The sequence below is a fragment of the Streptomyces graminilatus genome (assembly GCF_001418565.1).
Classification (GTDB): Bacteria; Actinomycetota; Actinomycetes; order Streptomycetales; family Streptomycetaceae; genus Streptomyces; species Streptomyces graminilatus.
The window spans coordinates 1-16,978 of record NZ_LIQQ01000208.1 but is presented as its reverse complement, the minus strand read 5'-3'; the positions used below and the strand labels follow the sequence as shown (position 1 = coordinate 16,978).

At 71.5% G+C, this 16,978-nt stretch carries 15 protein-coding genes and 1 riboswitch; of the genes, 12 read left to right on the top strand and 3 right to left on the bottom strand.

Going from position 1 to position 16,978, the window contains the following annotated elements:
* The first annotated feature begins 50 nt into the window (after positions 1-50).
* The 3 genes from AOK08_RS18370 (at position 51) to AOK08_RS18360 (ending at position 4,432) form a co-directional block, all read left to right on the top strand.
* The gene (locus tag AOK08_RS18370) at positions 51-836 is read left to right on the top strand and encodes a TetR family transcriptional regulator (RefSeq protein ID WP_241826994.1); all 786 of its coding nucleotides are present in this window, start codon (positions 51-53) and stop codon (positions 834-836) included.
* A gap of 51 nt (positions 837-887) precedes the next feature.
* Positions 888-2,297, top strand: coding sequence for a pentapeptide repeat-containing protein (locus AOK08_RS18365; RefSeq protein ID WP_055526983.1), 1,410 nt, complete (start codon positions 888-890; stop codon positions 2,295-2,297).
* A 137-nt stretch (positions 2,298-2,434) separates the two neighbouring features.
* Positions 2,435-4,432, top strand: a complete 1,998-nt coding sequence (locus AOK08_RS18360) for a tetratricopeptide repeat protein (RefSeq protein WP_055526981.1) — start codon at positions 2,435-2,437, stop codon at positions 4,430-4,432.
* Positions 4,433-4,477: 45 nt separating this feature from the next.
* Here the strand turns inward: AOK08_RS18360 and AOK08_RS18355 are convergent, their stop codons facing one another.
* Together AOK08_RS18355 and AOK08_RS18350 are read right to left on the bottom strand one after the other, a co-directional pair.
* The gene (locus tag AOK08_RS18355) at positions 4,478-4,711 is read right to left on the bottom strand and encodes a ferredoxin (protein WP_055526979.1); all 234 of its coding nucleotides are present in this window, start codon (positions 4,709-4,711) and stop codon (positions 4,478-4,480) included.
* Positions 4,712-4,716: 5 nt separating this feature from the next.
* On the bottom strand, positions 4,717-6,174 hold the full coding sequence (locus AOK08_RS18350) for an aldehyde dehydrogenase (protein WP_055526977.1): 1,458 nt from the start codon (positions 6,172-6,174) through the stop codon (positions 4,717-4,719).
* Between the two features lie 214 nt (positions 6,175-6,388).
* On the opposite strand from AOK08_RS18350, the gene AOK08_RS18345 reads away from it, so the two are divergent.
* From AOK08_RS18345 to AOK08_RS18305, 9 genes are all read left to right on the top strand, one after another.
* Complete coding sequence (locus AOK08_RS18345) at positions 6,389-7,426, top strand: MBL fold metallo-hydrolase (protein WP_055526976.1); 1,038 nt, start codon at positions 6,389-6,391, stop codon at positions 7,424-7,426.
* A gap of 59 nt (positions 7,427-7,485) precedes the next feature.
* A riboswitch (cobalamin riboswitch) is annotated at positions 7,486-7,578 on the top strand.
* 120 nt (positions 7,579-7,698) lie between these two features.
* Positions 7,699-8,985, top strand: a complete 1,287-nt coding sequence (locus tag AOK08_RS18340; RefSeq protein ID WP_055526974.1) for a prenyltransferase/squalene oxidase repeat-containing protein — start codon at positions 7,699-7,701, stop codon at positions 8,983-8,985.
* Positions 8,982-9,617, top strand: coding sequence for an SCO2322 family protein (locus AOK08_RS18335; RefSeq protein ID WP_055526972.1), 636 nt, complete (start codon positions 8,982-8,984; stop codon positions 9,615-9,617). The genes AOK08_RS18340 and AOK08_RS18335 overlap by 4 nt, the downstream gene beginning before the upstream one ends.
* Positions 9,618-9,759: 142 nt before the next feature.
* Positions 9,760-10,866, top strand: a complete 1,107-nt coding sequence (locus AOK08_RS18330) for an energy-coupling factor transporter transmembrane component T (RefSeq protein WP_055526970.1) — start codon at positions 9,760-9,762, stop codon at positions 10,864-10,866.
* Positions 10,863-12,548 carry an ABC transporter ATP-binding protein gene (locus tag AOK08_RS18325; protein WP_055526968.1) on the top strand — a complete coding sequence of 562 codons (1,686 nt, stop codon included), beginning with the start codon at positions 10,863-10,865 and terminating at the stop codon, positions 12,546-12,548. Before AOK08_RS18330 ends, AOK08_RS18325 begins: the two co-directional genes overlap by 4 nt.
* On the top strand, positions 12,545-13,363 hold the full coding sequence (locus AOK08_RS18320) for an ECF transporter S component (protein WP_055526967.1): 819 nt from the start codon (positions 12,545-12,547) through the stop codon (positions 13,361-13,363). Before AOK08_RS18325 ends, AOK08_RS18320 begins: the two co-directional genes overlap by 4 nt.
* Before the next feature lie 332 nt (positions 13,364-13,695).
* Positions 13,696-14,115, top strand: coding sequence for an aggregation-promoting factor C-terminal-like domain-containing protein (locus tag AOK08_RS18315; RefSeq protein ID WP_055527004.1), 420 nt, complete (start codon positions 13,696-13,698; stop codon positions 14,113-14,115).
* A gap of 195 nt (positions 14,116-14,310) precedes the next feature.
* Positions 14,311-15,012 carry a YoaK family protein gene (locus AOK08_RS18310; RefSeq protein WP_055526965.1) on the top strand — a complete coding sequence of 234 codons (702 nt, stop codon included), beginning with the start codon at positions 14,311-14,313 and terminating at the stop codon, positions 15,010-15,012.
* A gap of 273 nt (positions 15,013-15,285) precedes the next feature.
* On the top strand, positions 15,286-15,507 hold the full coding sequence (locus AOK08_RS18305; protein WP_055526964.1) for a hypothetical protein: 222 nt from the start codon (positions 15,286-15,288) through the stop codon (positions 15,505-15,507).
* A gap of 317 nt (positions 15,508-15,824) precedes the next feature.
* Here AOK08_RS18305 and AOK08_RS18300 read toward each other — a convergent pair.
* The coding region (locus tag AOK08_RS18300; protein ID WP_157876716.1) for an outer membrane protein assembly factor BamB family protein at positions 15,825-16,978 on the bottom strand (1,154 nt) is incomplete at its 5' end.

Genomic DNA, 16,978 nt, shown 5'->3' with positions numbered 1-16,978 from the left:
TGATCGCCGCACGACGTCACGCGATCACCGACTGTCACGGAACGGGACCCATGCCTGCCGACGCGAAGGTGGAAGCACATACGGCGCGACCGAGTTCGCGGTCCGGTACGACGTCCGGGTCGGGGTCCGGGGCGACGAGCGGGGCGACGAGCGGGGCAGCGGCCGGTTCGACGGCCGGGTCCCGGTCCGGGGCGACGACCGGGTCGCTTCCGGCCGCGTTGCCGCCAGCCGCGCCCCTCACCGAGCGGCAGGAGGCCCGGCGGCGGCGGATCCTGCACGCGAGCGCGCAGTTGGCGAGCCGGGGCGGTTTCGACGCGGTGCAGATGCGGGAGGTCGCGGAGTCCTCGCAGGTCGCGCTCGGCACGCTCTACCGGTACTTCCCGTCCAAGATCCATCTGCTGGTCGCCACCATGCAGGACCAGTTGGAACACATGCACGGCACGCTGCGCAAGAAGCCGCCCACCGGCGAGACGGCGGCCGAGCGGGTGGCGGAGACCCTGATGCGCGCGTTCCGCGCCCTTCAGCGTGAGCCGCATCTGGCGGACGCGATGGTGCGGGCGCTGACGTTCGCGGACCGCAGCGTCTCACCGGAGGTCGACCAGGTGTCCCGTCAGACGACGGCGATCATCCTGGACTCGATGGGGCTGGGCGAGCCGGGGCAGGGTCATCCGACGCCCGAGCAGCTCTCGGCGGTCCGGGTCATCGAGCACACCTGGCACTCGGCGCTGATCACCTGGCTGTCGGGGCGGGCCTCGATCGCCCAGGTGAAGATCGACATCGAGACGGTGTGCAGGCTGATCGACCTGACGGATCCGGATCCGGAGTCCCACGGCTGACCCGGCCTCCGGGACCGCAACCGGAAGCCGTCAGGATCAGTCCTGACAAGGGTGAGCCCTCGTCTGCCCCGGCGCCGGACCGAACGGCGCGGCCTGCGTCTCTGGCCGGTCGGTATCGCCCTCGCCCTTGCCTTCACCGCCGCCGTTCTGGTGGCGGCCGGGGTCTTCTCGGCCGGGTGGGGGCTGCTCGGCGCCCGGGGGCTGAAGCCCGAACACCGTGTCGACTCCAAGACCCTGTTCGACCTCGTCAAGCTGTCCTTCGGTGTCGTCGCCGGTGCGGGTGCCCTGGTCGCTCTGGTCGTCGCCTACCGGCGCCAGCGCGTCGACGAGGACGGCGCCCTGCGGGAGAGCACCCGTCTGCATACGGAACGCTTCACCACCGCCGTCTCCCAGCTCGGCAACGAATCCGCCGCCGTCCGCCTCGGCGGGGTCCACGCGCTGGCGGGGCTGGCCGACGACGCCCCCACCCACGCGCTGCGCCAGACCTGCGTCGATGTCCTGTGCGCCTATCTGCGGCTGCCCTATGTCGCGGAGTCCGATCTCCCTGCGGGGGACGCGGCAGCCCGGCACACCTATCTGGCCCTGAGGGAGGTCCGGCATACCGTCATCAGGCTCGTCCGGGATCATCTGCGGCTGCCCGCCGAGCACGAGCACTCGTGGCAGGGGCAGGATCTTGACTTCACCGGGGTCGTGTTCGACGGTGGGGACTTCTCTGGTGCGGTTTTCTCGGGGGGCAGGGCCAGCTTCGGCGGCGCCACGTTTTCGGGGGGTCGTGTCTCGTTCGGCGGCGCAATGTTCTCCGGCGGGACGGTCGATTTCAGCGGGGCGTCCTTCTCCGGGAGCACGGTCGACTTCTCTGGTTCCGACTTCTCCGGGGGCGCGGTTCTCTTCAGCGGTGCCAAGTTCTCCGGTGGCAGGGTCAGCTTCGGTGCTGCCTTTTTCGCCGGAGGCAGGGTCGACTTCAGGGACGCCAGGTTCTCCGGCGGCACGGTCTCCTTCACTGGCCGGTCCAGCGCTGGTGCCGTCGGCGCCGTGCGGTTCTGCGGTAGTTCGGTCGATTTCGCCGACGCAACATTCTCCGACGGCCGGATCGAATTCAACGGCGCCGCTTTCTCCGGAGGCACTGTCGATTTCGGCTTCTCGGAGTTCTCGGGCAGCGAAGTCGGGTTCGTCGGCGCCAGATTCTCGGGTAGTGGGGTCTGGTTCAACGAAGCCACGTTCTCCGCCGGGAGAGTCAAGTTCGCCCACACGAATTTCCTCGGCGGTGCAGTCCAATTCGACGATGCGGCCTTCGTCGGTGCCACCGTCGATTTCAGCTACAGATGCTTTTCCGGGGGCACGGTCGACTTCACGGATGCCCGCGGTTCGGCCCCGACCGGACTGGTGCGGGTGAGCGACCCGAACGGGCAACTCCCGGAAGGACTCACCGTACCCACGGCCTGGCACCACACGACTCCCTGAGGCCTGTCACTGCCACTGCCACCCGGCGTAGTGAAGGGCGCCGGGCGACAGGCGTTTCGCGCCCGCCGAGCCGACGTATATCTCCTTGGCGGGCAAACCATGTCGCACGGGAACAGCACATGAGGGGAGCTGGCGGTATGGACACGAATGGCTGGGCCGAGGGGCCCACCCCGCACCAACTGCCCCGCGCCGCCACCTGGTTCACCGATCGCACCGTGGAGCTCGGTCGCCTGGACGAGGCGGCCCGCCAGGAGAACGGCCTCGCCGTGGTGTCCGGGCAGGCCGGGGTGGGCAAGAGCGCGCTGGTGGTGTGGTGGGCCCACCGGGCGATGGAGCAGTTCCCGGACGGTCAGCTCTACACGGACCTGCGCGGTTACCACAGCCTGCCACCGCAGCGGCCGGAAGAGGCACTGCATTCCTTCCTGCTCGCCCTGAACGCGCCCATGGACAATCTGATGGGCCATCTCGACGCCATGGCAGCGAAATTCCGTTCCCTGTTGCACGGCCGGCGCATGCTGATCATCGCGGACAACGCACGCAGCACCGACCAGGTACTGCCCCTTCTGTCGAGCGCCCCCGGATGCTGCACCGTCGTCACCAGCCGCAGCAATCTGGAAGCTCTGGAAGTAACCCAGGGAGCCAGTTGTATGACGTTACGTCCGCTGCCTCAGCGCGATGCCGTCACGCTGTTCTCCCGGGTCTCCGGTCAGGCCGAGAGCCGGCAGATCACCGACCTGATCGGTCAGTGCGGCAGTCTGCCCCTCACGGTCCGGATCGCCGCCCAGCAAGCCCGCACACCTGGCGATGTCGCGGCCCTGGTCCAGGATCTCTCCAGCACCAGCAGCCGGCTTTCGGCCCTGTCCAGTCCGGACGAAGAGACGGGAATGCATCTGGTGCTCTCATGGTCGTACAACGGACTCAGCCCGGCCAAGGCTCGCGCCTTCCGGCTGCTCGCCCTGCACGCGGGACCCGACTTCTCCACCGGCTCCGCGGCGGCGCTGATCGACGTACCACCGAGCGCGGCGATTCGTCTGCTGCGTGCCCTGAAGTCGGACAACCTGCTGGAGGAGGTGTCGGACAGACGGTTCCGGTTCCATGATCTGATCCGCGACTACGCGCGGGAACGCGTCCTGGCCGAGGAACCGGAGGCCGAGCGTGACGCGGCGGTGCGGCGCGGGCTCCAGCACTATCTCCGGCACTGCGACAGCGCCGACCGGCTGCTGGCTCCGCAGCGCTCGCACGCGCCGCTGGACGAGGAGGACACGCGGCTTCCCGCGCCCGACTTCACCGACAGCGCCGCGGCCCTCGCCTGGTGCGACGCGGAGATCGTGAACCTGGCGGCCGCCGTCGACCAGGCGATGAGTCACCGCATGCACGACATGGCCTGGAAGGTACCGATAGCTCTCATCTACTACCTCGTGGTCCGCCACCAGCACGCCTACCGCCACGATCTGTCCCTCACCGCTCTCCAGGCCGCCCGCCTGGAGCGGAACGCCTGGGCGGAGACCTGGGCCCTGATCTGTCTGGGCGGAGCGGCGGGCGCGGTCGGACGGCACGCCGAGGCCGGCGAACGGTTCACGGCCGCGCTGGATCTCAGCCGCCGGACGGGCCACCGGCAGTGGGAGAGCATCGCCAACTACAACCTGGCGTGGACACTGCGTGTCGCGGGCCGCTACGAGGAGGCGTACGTCCAGCAGAAGCAGGCCCTCGAACAGCACCGGCACGAGGACGACCAGCGCAGTCAGGCGATCAGCCTGAACGAACTGGGCACGATCAGTCTGGCGCTCGACGAACCGGCGCGGGCCCGCGAGCACTGCCTGGCCGCACTTCACCTGGCACGGGCGGCGAACGACACGCTCACGGAGGGAGCGGCCCTCCACCAACTGGGCGACGCCACCAGGCGATTGGGGGACCTGGAGTCCGCCACCGACTGGTACGGCCAAGCCGTCACGCTCCGGCGCGAGGCCGACGACCGGCCGGGCCTCGCGCACTCACTCGTGGAACTGGGACGCCTGCGCATCGAGTCGCACCGGGCCGAAGCCCGCGCGGCCCTCACCGAGGCACTGCGCCTCCTGGAACTGCTGGAGGACCCCTTGGCGGACGAGGTGCGCGGACTTCTGCACCGCTTCGAGTGACACACGGACGAACAGATGAGATCAAAGGAAACAGGTCGTACTCGCCTACTCCTCCGGCGGAAACACCAGCTCCCCGCCCTCCACCAGCGTGATCATGATCGCCTCCACCGGGCAGTTCTCCGCCGCCGCCAGCACCTTCTCGTTCGCGTCCGCGTCCGGTTCGAGCGGGTGGGACTGCATCGCGGTGTCGAGGCGGAAGCCGTCCGGGGCCCGGTGGACGCACTGGGCCGAGCCGATGCACAGTGAGCGGTCGACCTCGATGTGCCAGCGGTCGCCCATCGTCGTCAGCCCTCCCAGCCGGCCGGGAGGTGGATCATCTTGTGCTCCAGGTACTCGCCGTATCCCTCGGGCCCGAACTCCCGCCCGAGGCCCGAGTTCTTGTAGCCGCCGAACGGGCCGAGCATGTCGAGGCTGAAGGTGTTCACCGAGTAGGTGCCGGTACGGACCTGGCGGGCGATGTCGATGCCGTGGGCGACGTCCGACGTCCATACGCTGCCGGAGAGGCCGTAGTCGGAGTCGTTGGCGATCTTCACCGCCTCGGACTCGTCGCCGTACGGGATGAGGCAGATGACCGGGCCGAAGATCTCCTCGCGGGCGATGCGCATCGAGTTGTCGACGTCGCCGAAGAGGGTCGGTTCGACGTACCAGCCGCGGTCGAGGCCCGCCGGGCGTCCGCCGCCCGTGAGGATCTTCGCGCCCTCCTCCTGGCCGATGCGGATGTAGTCGAGGCTGCGCTGCTGCTGGCGCCGTGCGACCAGGGGGCCCACCTGGGTCGCCGGGTCGAGCGGGTCGCCGACCACCAGCGCGTTCGCGGCCTGGGTGAAGGCGTCCGCGAACTCGTCGTAGCGGGAGCGCGGGAGGAGGATGCGGGTCTGGGCCACGCAGGCCTGGCCGTTGTTCATCCAGGCGGCGGAGGCGATGCCGGGGACGGCGGTGTCGAGGTCGGCGTCCGGGAGGACCACGGCCGCCGACTTGCCGCCCAACTCCAGTGTTACGCGCGTGAGTTGACGGGACGCCACCTCCATCACGCGCTTGCCCGCAGCGACCGAGCCGGTGAAGGAGATCTTGTCGATGCCGGGGTGTCCGACGAGGTACTCGCTGACCTCGCGGTCGGCCGGGAGGATGGAGAGGACGCCGGGCGGCAGTCCGGCCTCCGTCGCTATCTCCCCGAGGATGTACGCGTCGAGGGGCGACTCGGGCGACGGCTTCAGCACCACCGTGCAGCCGGTGAGCAACGCGGGCGCGAGCTTGGCCGCCGCGACGAACTGCGGGACGTTCCAGGGGGCCACGGCGGCGACGACACCCACCGGCTCGCGCCGGACGAGGATGCGGCCGAGGGCTCCGTCGCGTGTCTCCTCGTACGTGTAGTCGCGGGCGACGGTGATCGCCGCGTCCCAGACCATCATCGCGCCGAGAGCCTGGGCGAGGATGCTCCAGGAGTACGGGGAGCCGTTCTCGGCGGAGATGACGCGGCCGATCTCCTCGTACCGCGCGGCGATCCCGTCCTTGATACGGGTGACGACGGCGATCCGCTCGTCGAGGGTCATCCTCGGCCAGGGGCCCTCGTCGAAGGCGGTGCGCGCGGCGGCTACGGCCCGGTCGACGTCGGCCGTGGAGGCGTGCGGCACCCGGCCGATGACCTCTTCGGTGTGCGGGGAGATGACCTCGATGACATCCTTGCCGAGGGGGTCGGTCAACTCCCCGCCGATGAACAGCTGTCCGTGTTCCACGAGCTCGGTCATGGCCGACTGCCTCTCGCCGACTGCCTCTCCGGGTACCGTCTCTGACGGTTCGTCAGATAGATACAGACAGGGAGACAGTTACCAGTTCCCCTCCGAGGAGTCCACAGCTCTCGCACGACTACGAGGTGTACGAGGTGTACGAGGCAGGCGACTTGGGCTCCCGATGGAACCGGTTCTAGTTATAGTGGCTGGCAGCCCAGGCGCAGGGGAGCCCATGACACAGGTGTCCACGCAGGTGACCGATCACGGCGGGGGCGTACGGTCCCTCCGGGTTCCCATTCCGAACAACCCCCTCGGACACACGCTGGTGTACGTCGTCGACACCGACAGCGGGCCGGTGCTCATCGACACGGGCTGGGACGATCCGCTGTCCTGGGACGCCCTCGCCGAGGGCCTGTTGGCGTGCGGCACCTCGGCCGGCGAGATCCACGGCATGGTGATCACCCACCACCACCCGGACCACCACGGCCTGTCCGGCCAGGTCCGTGAGGCGTCGGGGGCCTGGATCGCGATGCACGAGGCGGACATCGCCCTCGTCCGGCGGACCCGCGACAACCGCGTCGACCGCTGGTTCTCGTACATGACCGCCAAGTTGACGGCGGCCGGGGCGCCCGCCGACCATCTGGCGACCCTGACCAGGACCCCCGCCGGTCTCCTGCCCGGCTTCTCGCCGGCACTCCCCGACCGTGAGATCGTCCCCGGCGAACTCCTCGACCTCCCCGGCCGCCGGCTGCGCGCGATCTGGACGCCGGGCCACACCCCGGGCCATGTCTGCCTCCACCTGGAGGAGGCCCACCCGGCCCAACTCCCGGGCAACGGCCGCCTGTTCTCCGGCGACCATCTACTCCCGGGCATCACCCCGCACATCGGCCTGTACGAGGACCCGGACGACGCGACGGTGGCCGACCCCCTCGGCGACTACCTCGACTCCCTGGAGCGCATCGGCCGTCTGGCCCCGGCGGAGGTGCTCCCGGCCCACCGGTACGCCTTCCCCGACGCGGCCCTCCGCGTACGGGAACTCCTCGACCACCACGACGAGCGCCTCGCCGGCCTCCGCACCCTCCTCGCCACTCCGCTCACCCCCTGGCAACTGGCGGAACGCATGGAGTGGAACCGCCCCTGGTCCGAAATCCCCTCGATATCAAGGAACATCGCGGTCTCGGAGGCGGAGGCCCATGTCCGCCGCCTCGTCAAACTGGGCCAGGCGGAGGCCGTCACGGGGAGCGAGCCGGTGACGTACGTGGCGGTGTGAAACCCCGTGCAGCTTGCACCGACCGGTACAGTGAGCGGGTCGTATCACACCCGTACGGGGGGAAGCCGGTGCGATTCCGGCGCTGACCCGCAACCGTGAGCAGCGGCCCGTCCACCGGCCGGGGCTGTGAGCCGGATTGCCCCGCGCGGACCGTGACCGGCTCGTGTCACCGGCGACCCGCCGGTGTACGGCACCGTCGAGGCATACGGAGCCGAGCCGCCCGGGGTGTCCCGTGCTGCCCGTCTCCCCTCAGGGAGAGGCACCCGCCGAGCATGAACGTCCGCCGCAGCGCGACAGCAGCTCCGACCCTCATCGCCGCCGTCGCCATGGCCATGCCCCTCGGGGGCCAGGCGTCCGCCGCCTCGCCGTCGTCCTCGCAGTCCACTTCCTCGGCCGCCCTTCCCGCCGGGTTGTACGGCACCGGTGATCCCACCTACGACGGCGTCTGGCGCCAGTCCCTCGCGCTGCTCGCCCAGGACACCGTGGGCGTGAAGCCCGCCGCCTCGGCCGTCGACTGGCTGGCCCGGCAGCAGTGCGCGAACGGTGCCTTCGCGCCGTTCAGAAGCGATACCGGCTCGCCCTGCACCGCCAAGACCCTCGTCGACACCAACAGCACCGGCGCCGCCGTCCAGGCACTCGCCGCCCTCGGCGGGCGGGACGCGGTGGTCGGCAGGGCCGTCGGCTGGCTGAAGTCCGTACAGAACACGGACGGTGGCTGGGGGTACGCGGCCGGCGGGGCCAGCGACGCGAACTCCACGTCCGTGGTTGTCGGCGCACTGGCCGCCGCCGGGGAGAGTCCCGGCGAGGTCACCAAGGGTGGTGAGGGCGGCAAGGGCGGCAAGTCGCCGTACGACCTGTTGCTGAAGCTGGCACTTCCCTGCGACGCGACCGGCGGGGGTGCCTTCGCCTACCAGCCGGACAAGAAGGGCAGGCTCGTCGCCAACGCCGACGCGACGGCGGCCGCTGTGACCGGCCTGTTGGGGAAGGGGTTCGCCGGAGAGGATGTGAAGCCGACCGACACCCCCTTGACCTGCTCGGACGCCGCCGATCCCGGGCAGGCCGCGCGCAACGGCGCCGCGTATCTCGTACGGGCGCTGGCCAAGGACAAGCACCTGACGTCCGCGCTGGCCGGGGCCAAGGACCAGCCCGACTACGGGAACACGGCGGACGCCGTCCTCGCCCTCGCGACCGCCGGTCAGGGGCAGCGGGCGGCCGACGCGCTGCGCTGGCTGGAGGTCACCTCCGCGCCCTGGGCGAAGCAGGCGGGGCCGGCCGCGTACGCGCCGTTGATCCTCGCGGCGAACGCCGAGGCCGACGATCCGCGCGACTTCGGCGGCCAGGACCTGGTGGCCCTCCTCGACGCGACCGGCCCGGCGCCCGCGTCCGTTCCGGCTTACTCTCCGCCGACCCGCGCCGCCACGGAGATCCAGGACGACCCCACCATCGAGGAGGGCGGCGACGGCTTCCGGAAACTGTGGATCGTCGGTATCTTCCTCGTCGCCGGTATCGGCATCGGTTTCCTGATCAGCGGGCGCAACAAGAGGAAGCGGCAGTCGTGATCCGGCGCCGCGCGCTCCCGGCTCTCCTCGCCGCGCTTCTCCTCTGCCTCTGGGCGGGCGCCGGTCAGGCCCAGGCCGTCGGCTACCGGTACTGGTCCTTCTGGGAGCGCGACGGCGACGCCTGGACGTACGCCACGCAGGGGCCGTCGACCGCCCGACCCTCCGACGGTGACGTCCAGGGGTTCCGGTTCGCCGTGAGCCCGGACTCCAAGAACGCCGCCCGGCCGCGCACCGATGCCGTGTTCGCGGTCGTCTGCGCGAGGACGCGTGCGCTGGCGGGCATGAAACGGGTGGCGCTCGTCGTCGACTTCGGTACGTCCGCCGATGCGCCGGGCGGGGAGCGTCCGCCCGCGATGCGTACGGTGTGCGCCCGCGTTTCCGCCGACGCGAGCACGGCCGATGCGCTCGCCTCGGTCGCCGGGCCGTTGCGATACGACTCCGGCGCGTTGTTGTGTGCCATCGCCGGGTATCCGCGCACGGGGTGCGGTGAGGCAGTTGGGGCGGCGAAGCCCGCCCCCTCAGCGACGGATTCGGGCGGTGGGCCGTCCGTCGGGCTGGTCGCGGGGATTGCCGTCGTGGTGGGGGTTGGGGTGGGGGCTGTCTGGCAGACGTGGCGTCGTCAGCGTGGCTGAGCGGTCTGCTGCACACGCGGTGCGGTCGCTGCGGGGCCGTGGGGGCTGGGCGCGCCCACGCGGCGGAGCCGCAAATGACACAGCCCCGCGCCCCTGTCGGGGGGCTTGCGCCCCCGAATCTCGACAGCCGGCCCGGGAGGCCGTGCATCCCGGCGCCTGGTGGGTCTGGGCGCTTGGGCTCGGTATCGCTGGCAGCCGTACGACCAACCCCCTCCTCCTCGGGCTGCTCATTGTCGTTGCCGGGTATGTCGTCGCCGTGCGGCGTACCGACGCTTCCTGGGCCCGTTCCTACGGTGCCTTCGTCAAGCTCGGGCTGGCCGTTCTTGTCATCCGGCTCGGCTTCGCCGTCGTCCTCGGTTCCCCGGTTCCTGGCTCGCACATCCTCGTCACGCTCCCCGAACTGCCCCTCCCCCACTGGGCGCAGGGGGTACGCGTGGGCGGCAGGGTGACCGGCGAGGGGGTGGTCTTCGCTCTGTACGACGGGCTGCGGCTGGCCGCGCTGCTGATCTGTGTCGGCGCCGCGAACGCCCTCGCGAATCCGTCCCGGCTCCTCAAGTCGCTGCCGGGCGCCCTGTACGAGATCGGGGTCGCGGTCGTCGTGGCCCTCACCTTCGCGCCGAACCTGATCGCGGACATCCAGCGGCTGCGCGCCGCCCGCCGGTTGCGCGGCCGTCCCGACCGGGGCGTGCGGGGGCTCCTCCAGGTCGGACTCCCGGTCCTGGAGGGCGCGTTGGAGCGGTCGGTGGCGCTGGCGGCGGCGATGGAGGCGCGCGGCTACGGCCGTACCGCCGCGGTTCCGGCCGCCGTCCGCCGTACGACCGGCGCGCTCACCCTGGGCGGTCTGCTCGGCGTCTGCGCGGGCACGTACGGGCTGCTGACGGCCGCGGGCGGTACGTACGGGCTGCCGGTGCTGCTGGCCGGGCTGGCGGCGGCGCTGGGCGGGCTGTGGCTCGGTGGCCGGCGTTCCCCGCGTACCCGGTTCCGGCCGGACGTGTGGGGTGTACGGGCCTGGCTGGTCGCGGGGTCCGGGGTGCTGGTGGCGGCGCTGGTGATCCTCGCCTCCGTCCACTCCCCCGGCTCGGCGGCGGCCCTGCACCCCGGTGTCGTCCCGCTGGTGTCACCGGCCCTGCCCCTGTGGCCTGCCGTCGCGGTGCTGGTGGGTCTGGTCCCGGCCTTCGTCGCCCCAAGTCCCGTGCGCGGCAGGACCGGTACGCCCGGTACGCCCACTCTCTCCAGGGAGCCGTCGTGATCCGCTTCGAGGATGTCTCCGTGACCTACGAGGGGGCCCGCGAACCCGCCTGTCTGCATGTGGACTTCGAGGTGGCCGAGGGTGAACTCGTCCTGCTGGTCGGGCCGTCGGGGGTCGGCAAGTCGACGGTTCTGGGTGCCGTGAGCGGTCTCGTCCCGCACTTCACCGGGGGTACCCTGCGCGGCCGGGTGACGGTGGACGGCCGTGACACCCGTACCCACAAGCCGCGCGAACTCGCCGATGTGGTCGGCACAGTGGGCCAGGACCCGTCGGCCCACTTCGTGACGGACACCGTCGAGGATGAACTCGCCTATGGAATGGAGTCGTTGGGTCTCGCCCCCGACGTGATGCGCCGCCGGGTGGAGGAGACGCTCGACCTGCTGGGTCTGGCCGAACTGCGCGACCGGCCGATCGCCACCCTCTCCGGGGGACAGCGCCAGCGGGTCGCGATCGGCTCGGTCCTCACCCCGCATCCGAGGGTCCTGGTCCTCGACGAGCCGACGTCGGCGCTCGACCCGGCGGCGGCCGAGGAGGTCCTCGCCGTCCTGCAACGCCTCGTCCACGACCTCGGCACGACGGTCCTGATGGCCGAGCACCGCCTGGAGCGGGTGGTCCAGTACGCCGACCGTGTCGTCCTTCTCCCCGCCCCCGGTGCCGCCCCGGTCGTCGGCACCCCGGCGGAGGTGATGGCCGTCTCCCCGGTGTACCCGCCCGTGGTCGCCCTGGGCCGCCTGGCGGGCTGGTCCCCGCCGCCCCTGACCGTCCGCGACGCCCGCCGCCGTGCCGGGGACCTGCGGGAGCGGCTGGCGGACCGCCCGTACCCGCAACACACGCCGACTCCCCTGTCCATGCCCGCACTTGAACCGGCCCCCAGTCCGCGTCGGCGCTTCCGCCGGAACCCGCCGCCACCACCGGCGAACCCAACTCCTGTCCACGCGGCGGTAGTCGACGCCCTCACCGTCCGGCATGCCCGTGTCGAGGCGCTCCGGCGGGTCGGTCTCACCGTCTCCCCCGGCGAGACGGTCGCCCTGATGGGCCGTAACGGCGCCGGGAAGTCCACGCTGCTCGGGGCAATGGTCGGGCTCGTCGAACCGGCCGCCGGTTCGGTGCGGGTCGGAGGCGCCGTGCCGCACCGGACGGCGCCCCGGGACCTCGTACGGCGCGTGGGTCTCGTACCGCAGGAGCCGAGGGACCTGCTGTACGCCGACACGGTCGCCGCCGAGTGCGCGGCGGCCGACGCCGACGCGGGCGCCGGGGCGGGGAGCTGCCGGGCGCTGGTGTCCGAGCTGCTGCCCGGTGTGGCGGACGACACACACCCGCGTGATCTGTCCGAGGGGCAGCGGCTGGCGCTCGCGCTGGCTGTCGTACTGACCGCCCGGCCGCCCCTGCTGCTCCTCGACGAGCCGACCCGGGGACTCGACTACGCGGCGAAGGCCCGGCTGGTCGCCGTACTGCGGGCGCTGGCCGCCGAGGGGCACGCGATCGTGCTGGCCACGCACGATGTGGAACTGGCGGCCGAGCTGGCCCACCGGGTCGTGATCCTGGCCGACGGGGAGATGGTGGCCGACGGCCCGACCGCGGAGGTGGTCGTGGCGTCGCCGTCCTTCGCGCCGCAGGTCGCCAAGATCCTGGCCCCGCAGCGGTGGCTCACCGTCGCCCAGGTGCGGGAGGCCCTCCGGTGAGCGGTGCGGGGAAGTCCCGGCCGGTCCGGCTCGGGCCGCGTTCCACCGCCGCCCTCGTGCTGGTCGGTGCCGTGGGGGTGGCGGGGTTCGGGTGGCCGTTCCTCGCGCCGCCCGACTCCGCCGTCGGCGCGCACGCCCAGGACGCGCCCTGGCTGTTCGCGGGGCTGCTCGTGCTGCTCGTCGCGGTCGTGGCGGCGGCGATCTCCGAGTCGGGGCTCGGGCCGAAGGCGGTGGCGATGCTCGGTGTGCTGGCGGCGGCCGGGGCGGCCCTGCGCCCGCTCGGAGCCGGTACGGCCGGTCTGGAGCCGATGTTCTTCCTGATGGTGCTGAGCGGACGGGTGCTGGGACCCGGCTTCGGGTTCGTCCTCGGCTCGGTGACCATGTTCGCGTCCGCGCTGCTCACGGGCGGGGTGGGGCCCTGGATGCCGTTCCAGATGCTCGCGCTGGGCTGGTTCACGACGGGCGCGGGCCTGCTGCCGGGCGCGGAGCGGCTGCGCGGCCGGGCGGAGCTGTTTCTCCTGTCCGGCTACGGCTTCCTGGCCGCGTTCGCCTACGGCACGCTCATGAACCTGGCCGGCTGGCCCTTCATGGGCGCACTGGCCTCGAACATCGCCTTCGCGCCGGACGCGCCGCTCCCCGTGAACCTGGCCCGCTTCGCCACGTACTGCCTGGCCACCTCGCTCGGCTGGGACCTGGGGCGGGCGGTCCTGACCGTCGTCCTCACGATCACCCTCGGCCCGGCCGTTCTCAAGGCGCTGCGCCGGGCCACGCGACAGGCCGCCTTCGAGACCCAGGTCACTTTCGACGCGTCCTGAGCGCGCTCCGGGCGTGAAGCGGCCCATAGGACGCACGTCACTTACGAAGTGAACTAGTAGACCGAAGTGCGTGTCATGTCCACACAGAAACTGCCCCTGACCTGCGGATTGAGAGCCAGATCACAAAGGGGGCGGACAACCCACATACGACCACAACTAGCAAAAGGGGTGATTGCGGACGTCCGTCGGGCCTGCTCTTCTGGAGCAGTCGCAAGGCGCCACGAACCCCCCAAGGGTCGCGGCGCCAACGCATGTCAAAGCCACTCACGCAGTACGCACCACGTGGCACCGGCTTGCCCGCGACGGTCCTGTTCCCGAAGAAAAGGTTCTCCGTGTTCGTCTCCCGTATCGCCAGCGCCATCGCCTCCCCCAAGAAGGTCCTCACCACCGCCGCCGTGGCCGCCGCCACCGCCGGTATGGTGCTGGCCGCGGCTCCCGCCCACGCGGCGACCCCCGCATCCGCGTCCAACGCCAAGGCGATCGCGCACAAGCTGATCCCGAACGACGCGCAGTTCAACGCCTTCAGCCACATCGTCGAGCACGAGAGCGGCTGGAACGTCGCCGCCACCAACGCCTCCTCCGGCGCCTACGGCCTGGTCCAGGCCCTGCCCGGCTCCAAGATGGCCTCGGCCGGCTCCGACTGGCGGACCAGCGCCGCCACCCAGATCGAGTGGGGCCTGAAGTACATGAACCAGCGCTACGGCAGCCCGGTCGGCGCCTGGAACTTCTGGCAGGCCCACCACTGGTACTGAGCCGACCCGGCCAGACACACCAGTACGCCGGTACGCCGGTACGCCGGTACGCCGGTACGCCGGTACGCCGGTACGCCGGTACGCCGGTACGCCGGTACGCCGGTACGAGGGCGCCGTTCCCCGATCCTCGGGGGACGGCGCCCTCGCCGTGTCCGCCCATACCTCGTGGTGGACCGGTCGTGGTGGACTGGCCCGATGAGCGCAGAGGCAACCGAACCGGCCCGGTCCGCACCCGGCGATCCCGAATCGCGCGGGCTGCGACTGGTGGCCGTGCTGCTGGTGCTGACGGTGGTCAGCGGGCTGATCGACGCCGTCAGCTATCTCGGGCTCGGCCATGTCTTCACCGCGAACATGACCGGAAACGTCGTCGTGCTCGGCTTCGCCGCCGCCGGGGCGCCCGGGTTCTCCGTCTCGCACACGCTGACGTCGCTGGTCTCGTTCGTGGCGGGCGCGGTGGCCGGCGGGCGCGTCGCGGGGCGGCTGGGCGGGGGCTCGCGCCGGAGGTGGGCCCGGATCACGCTCGCCGTCGAGGCGGTGCTCCTGGGCGCGTCCTCGGCGGTGGCCTTCGCGGCGCCGGACGCGACGGTCACCGTCTACACGCTGATCGCGGTCACGGCCTTCGCGATGGGGCTGCGCAACGCCACCGTACGCAGACTGGGCGTACCCGACCTGACGACCACCGTCCTGACGATGACCCTCACCGGTCTCGCCGCCGACTCCCGCGCGGCCGGCGGTACGGGCAGGAACTCTCCGCGCCGGTCGGCGGCGGTGGTGGCGATGGCGGTGGGCGCGCTGCTCGGCGCGTGGCTGGTGGTCCATCACGGACTGGCGATTCCGCTCCTCGTGACGGCCGTCACGGTCGCCGCGCTGGCGGTGAGCGCGTCGGGGCGGGAGTGATCCGGGCCACGCCGGGCCGTTCGGGGCGGCGGGAGTGGCTACCGATTCATAACTCTTCGCGATCTCTCCGCGTGCGGCCGGGCCGCCCGCCGGGCCGCGACGGGGGCTCGCACCACCCCTCCGTACCCCGTGTGACCTGCGCTGTCCGTATCCGCGCGGGGGCCTACCGCCGTCTTCGCGCGCCCGTGCGCGGGGCGGGCGCGGGCATGGCCGGCAAGAGTCGGGGGTACTTACCGGGCCCACGACAGGCCCGGGCGGAGCATACTGACGTCAATGACAAAGACAGTGGTAACGCGGGCCCATCTGGCCACCAGCCCCTTCAAAGCCCCTGTGGCACCTCCTACCAAGCTGTTCGCGGTAGGCGACCGAGTCACTCACGACGTCTTCGGCCTCGGCCGGGTGACCACCGTTGAGGACGGCATCGCAGTACTCGTCGACTTCGGCGGGCGTCAGGAACGGATCATCAGTCCCTACCCCAAGCTGACCGTTCTGTGAGTTCGGCCATGCCGTTCCAAGCATCAGGAGACCTTCCATCGAGCTGACTTCTCTGTTCTCCGCACCGGAACCCACCACGTTCCACGCGAGGACCGATTCACCGACCCCGGAGATCGACCCCTTCCAGGCGCCGGCCTTCCGGGAGGGCACTCCCGGCGCCGAGGACACCGGCGACTGGGAGCAGCGCTGAGCCGCTGCGCCCCGTCCCGGTGACCCACGTCCCGGTGACCCACGTCCCAGTGACCCGCATTCGAGTGACCGCCGGCCCGATCGCCGCCCGAATCGCCCAGTGACAGGGCACGGGCTCCCGGGTGCCTTCAGGACCGAGGCACCGGAAGCGCGTACACCCTCTCGAAGTGCTGGGCGATCAGCGGATGTTCGTGGCCGCCTTCGGCGTCGCAGGAGAGCTGCCAGTCGTTGATGCCGGTGTCCCGGCCGTCGGTGAAGTTCCACAGCAGCTCGCCCCGCCGCGCGTCGATCGCGTAGAAGCCGTCCTTGTTGGCCGCGGCCGTGACGAACACCGCGTCGCCGCCCGCGACGAGGGGGTTCTCCAGGTCCAGCGCGGGGGTTTCGCAGAACCAGCGCCGGGAGCCGTCGGCGGCGTCGAACGCCCCGACGCCGTACGGATCGCTCGTCGTGCAGTACACCGTGCCGCCCGCGACCGCGACCGACGCGAAGCCGCCCTTCTCCTGCCCCACGCGCCAGCGCAGCCCGCCGGTCCGCAGGTCCACGGCGACGAGCTGGCCGTCGGCGGCGAAGACCGTCCCGTCCACCACCACCGGGGCCGACCGGGTTTTCGAACGGGACGCCATCGGCTGGCTCCACACGACGCTCCCCCGGCTGTCGCCGCCCCGGGCCAGCAGACGGTGCAGTCCGTCCAGGTAGACGAAGTAACCGGAGTCGATGAACGGTTTCAGTTCGAGGCCGATGTCCTCCGGACTGATCGGGATGACCTGGGCCAGACGCGTCCGCAGATCCGTGTCGAGGACGACGTTCGTCGAGGTGGCCGACCCCCGTGACCCGTCAGGGTTGTCCTCGCGGTCGAACCGCAGTCCGACGATGGTGACCGTGTCTCCGGCCCCGCCGAGCAGCGTGTCGAACCGGAAGTCCTCCCCGAAGTCCAGCGAGTACCGCTCCGCGCCCGTGTCCGGGTCGACACCGAGCACGGTCGCGCCGGTGCCGAGGGCGACGACGGTGTCCGAGACGATCAGCGGCGGGGTGGGCGACTGGCTGATGCCCCGGTGGATCCACCGGGGAGCGGGGCCGTCCGCGAGGCCCAGACAGACCAGGGTGCCGGACTGGGTCTTCAGCAGGGCCGTGCCCTGGTGGAAGACCGCCGGTGCCTGGACGAGCGGCCCGCCACGGTACGTCCACAGGGGTTCCGGCGCCGGACCGGCGGGCGCGGCGGGGCCGCTCGGCCCGTCGTCCCCCGTTCCGTGGAGCAGTACGGCGGCACCGGCGCCCAGGGCGA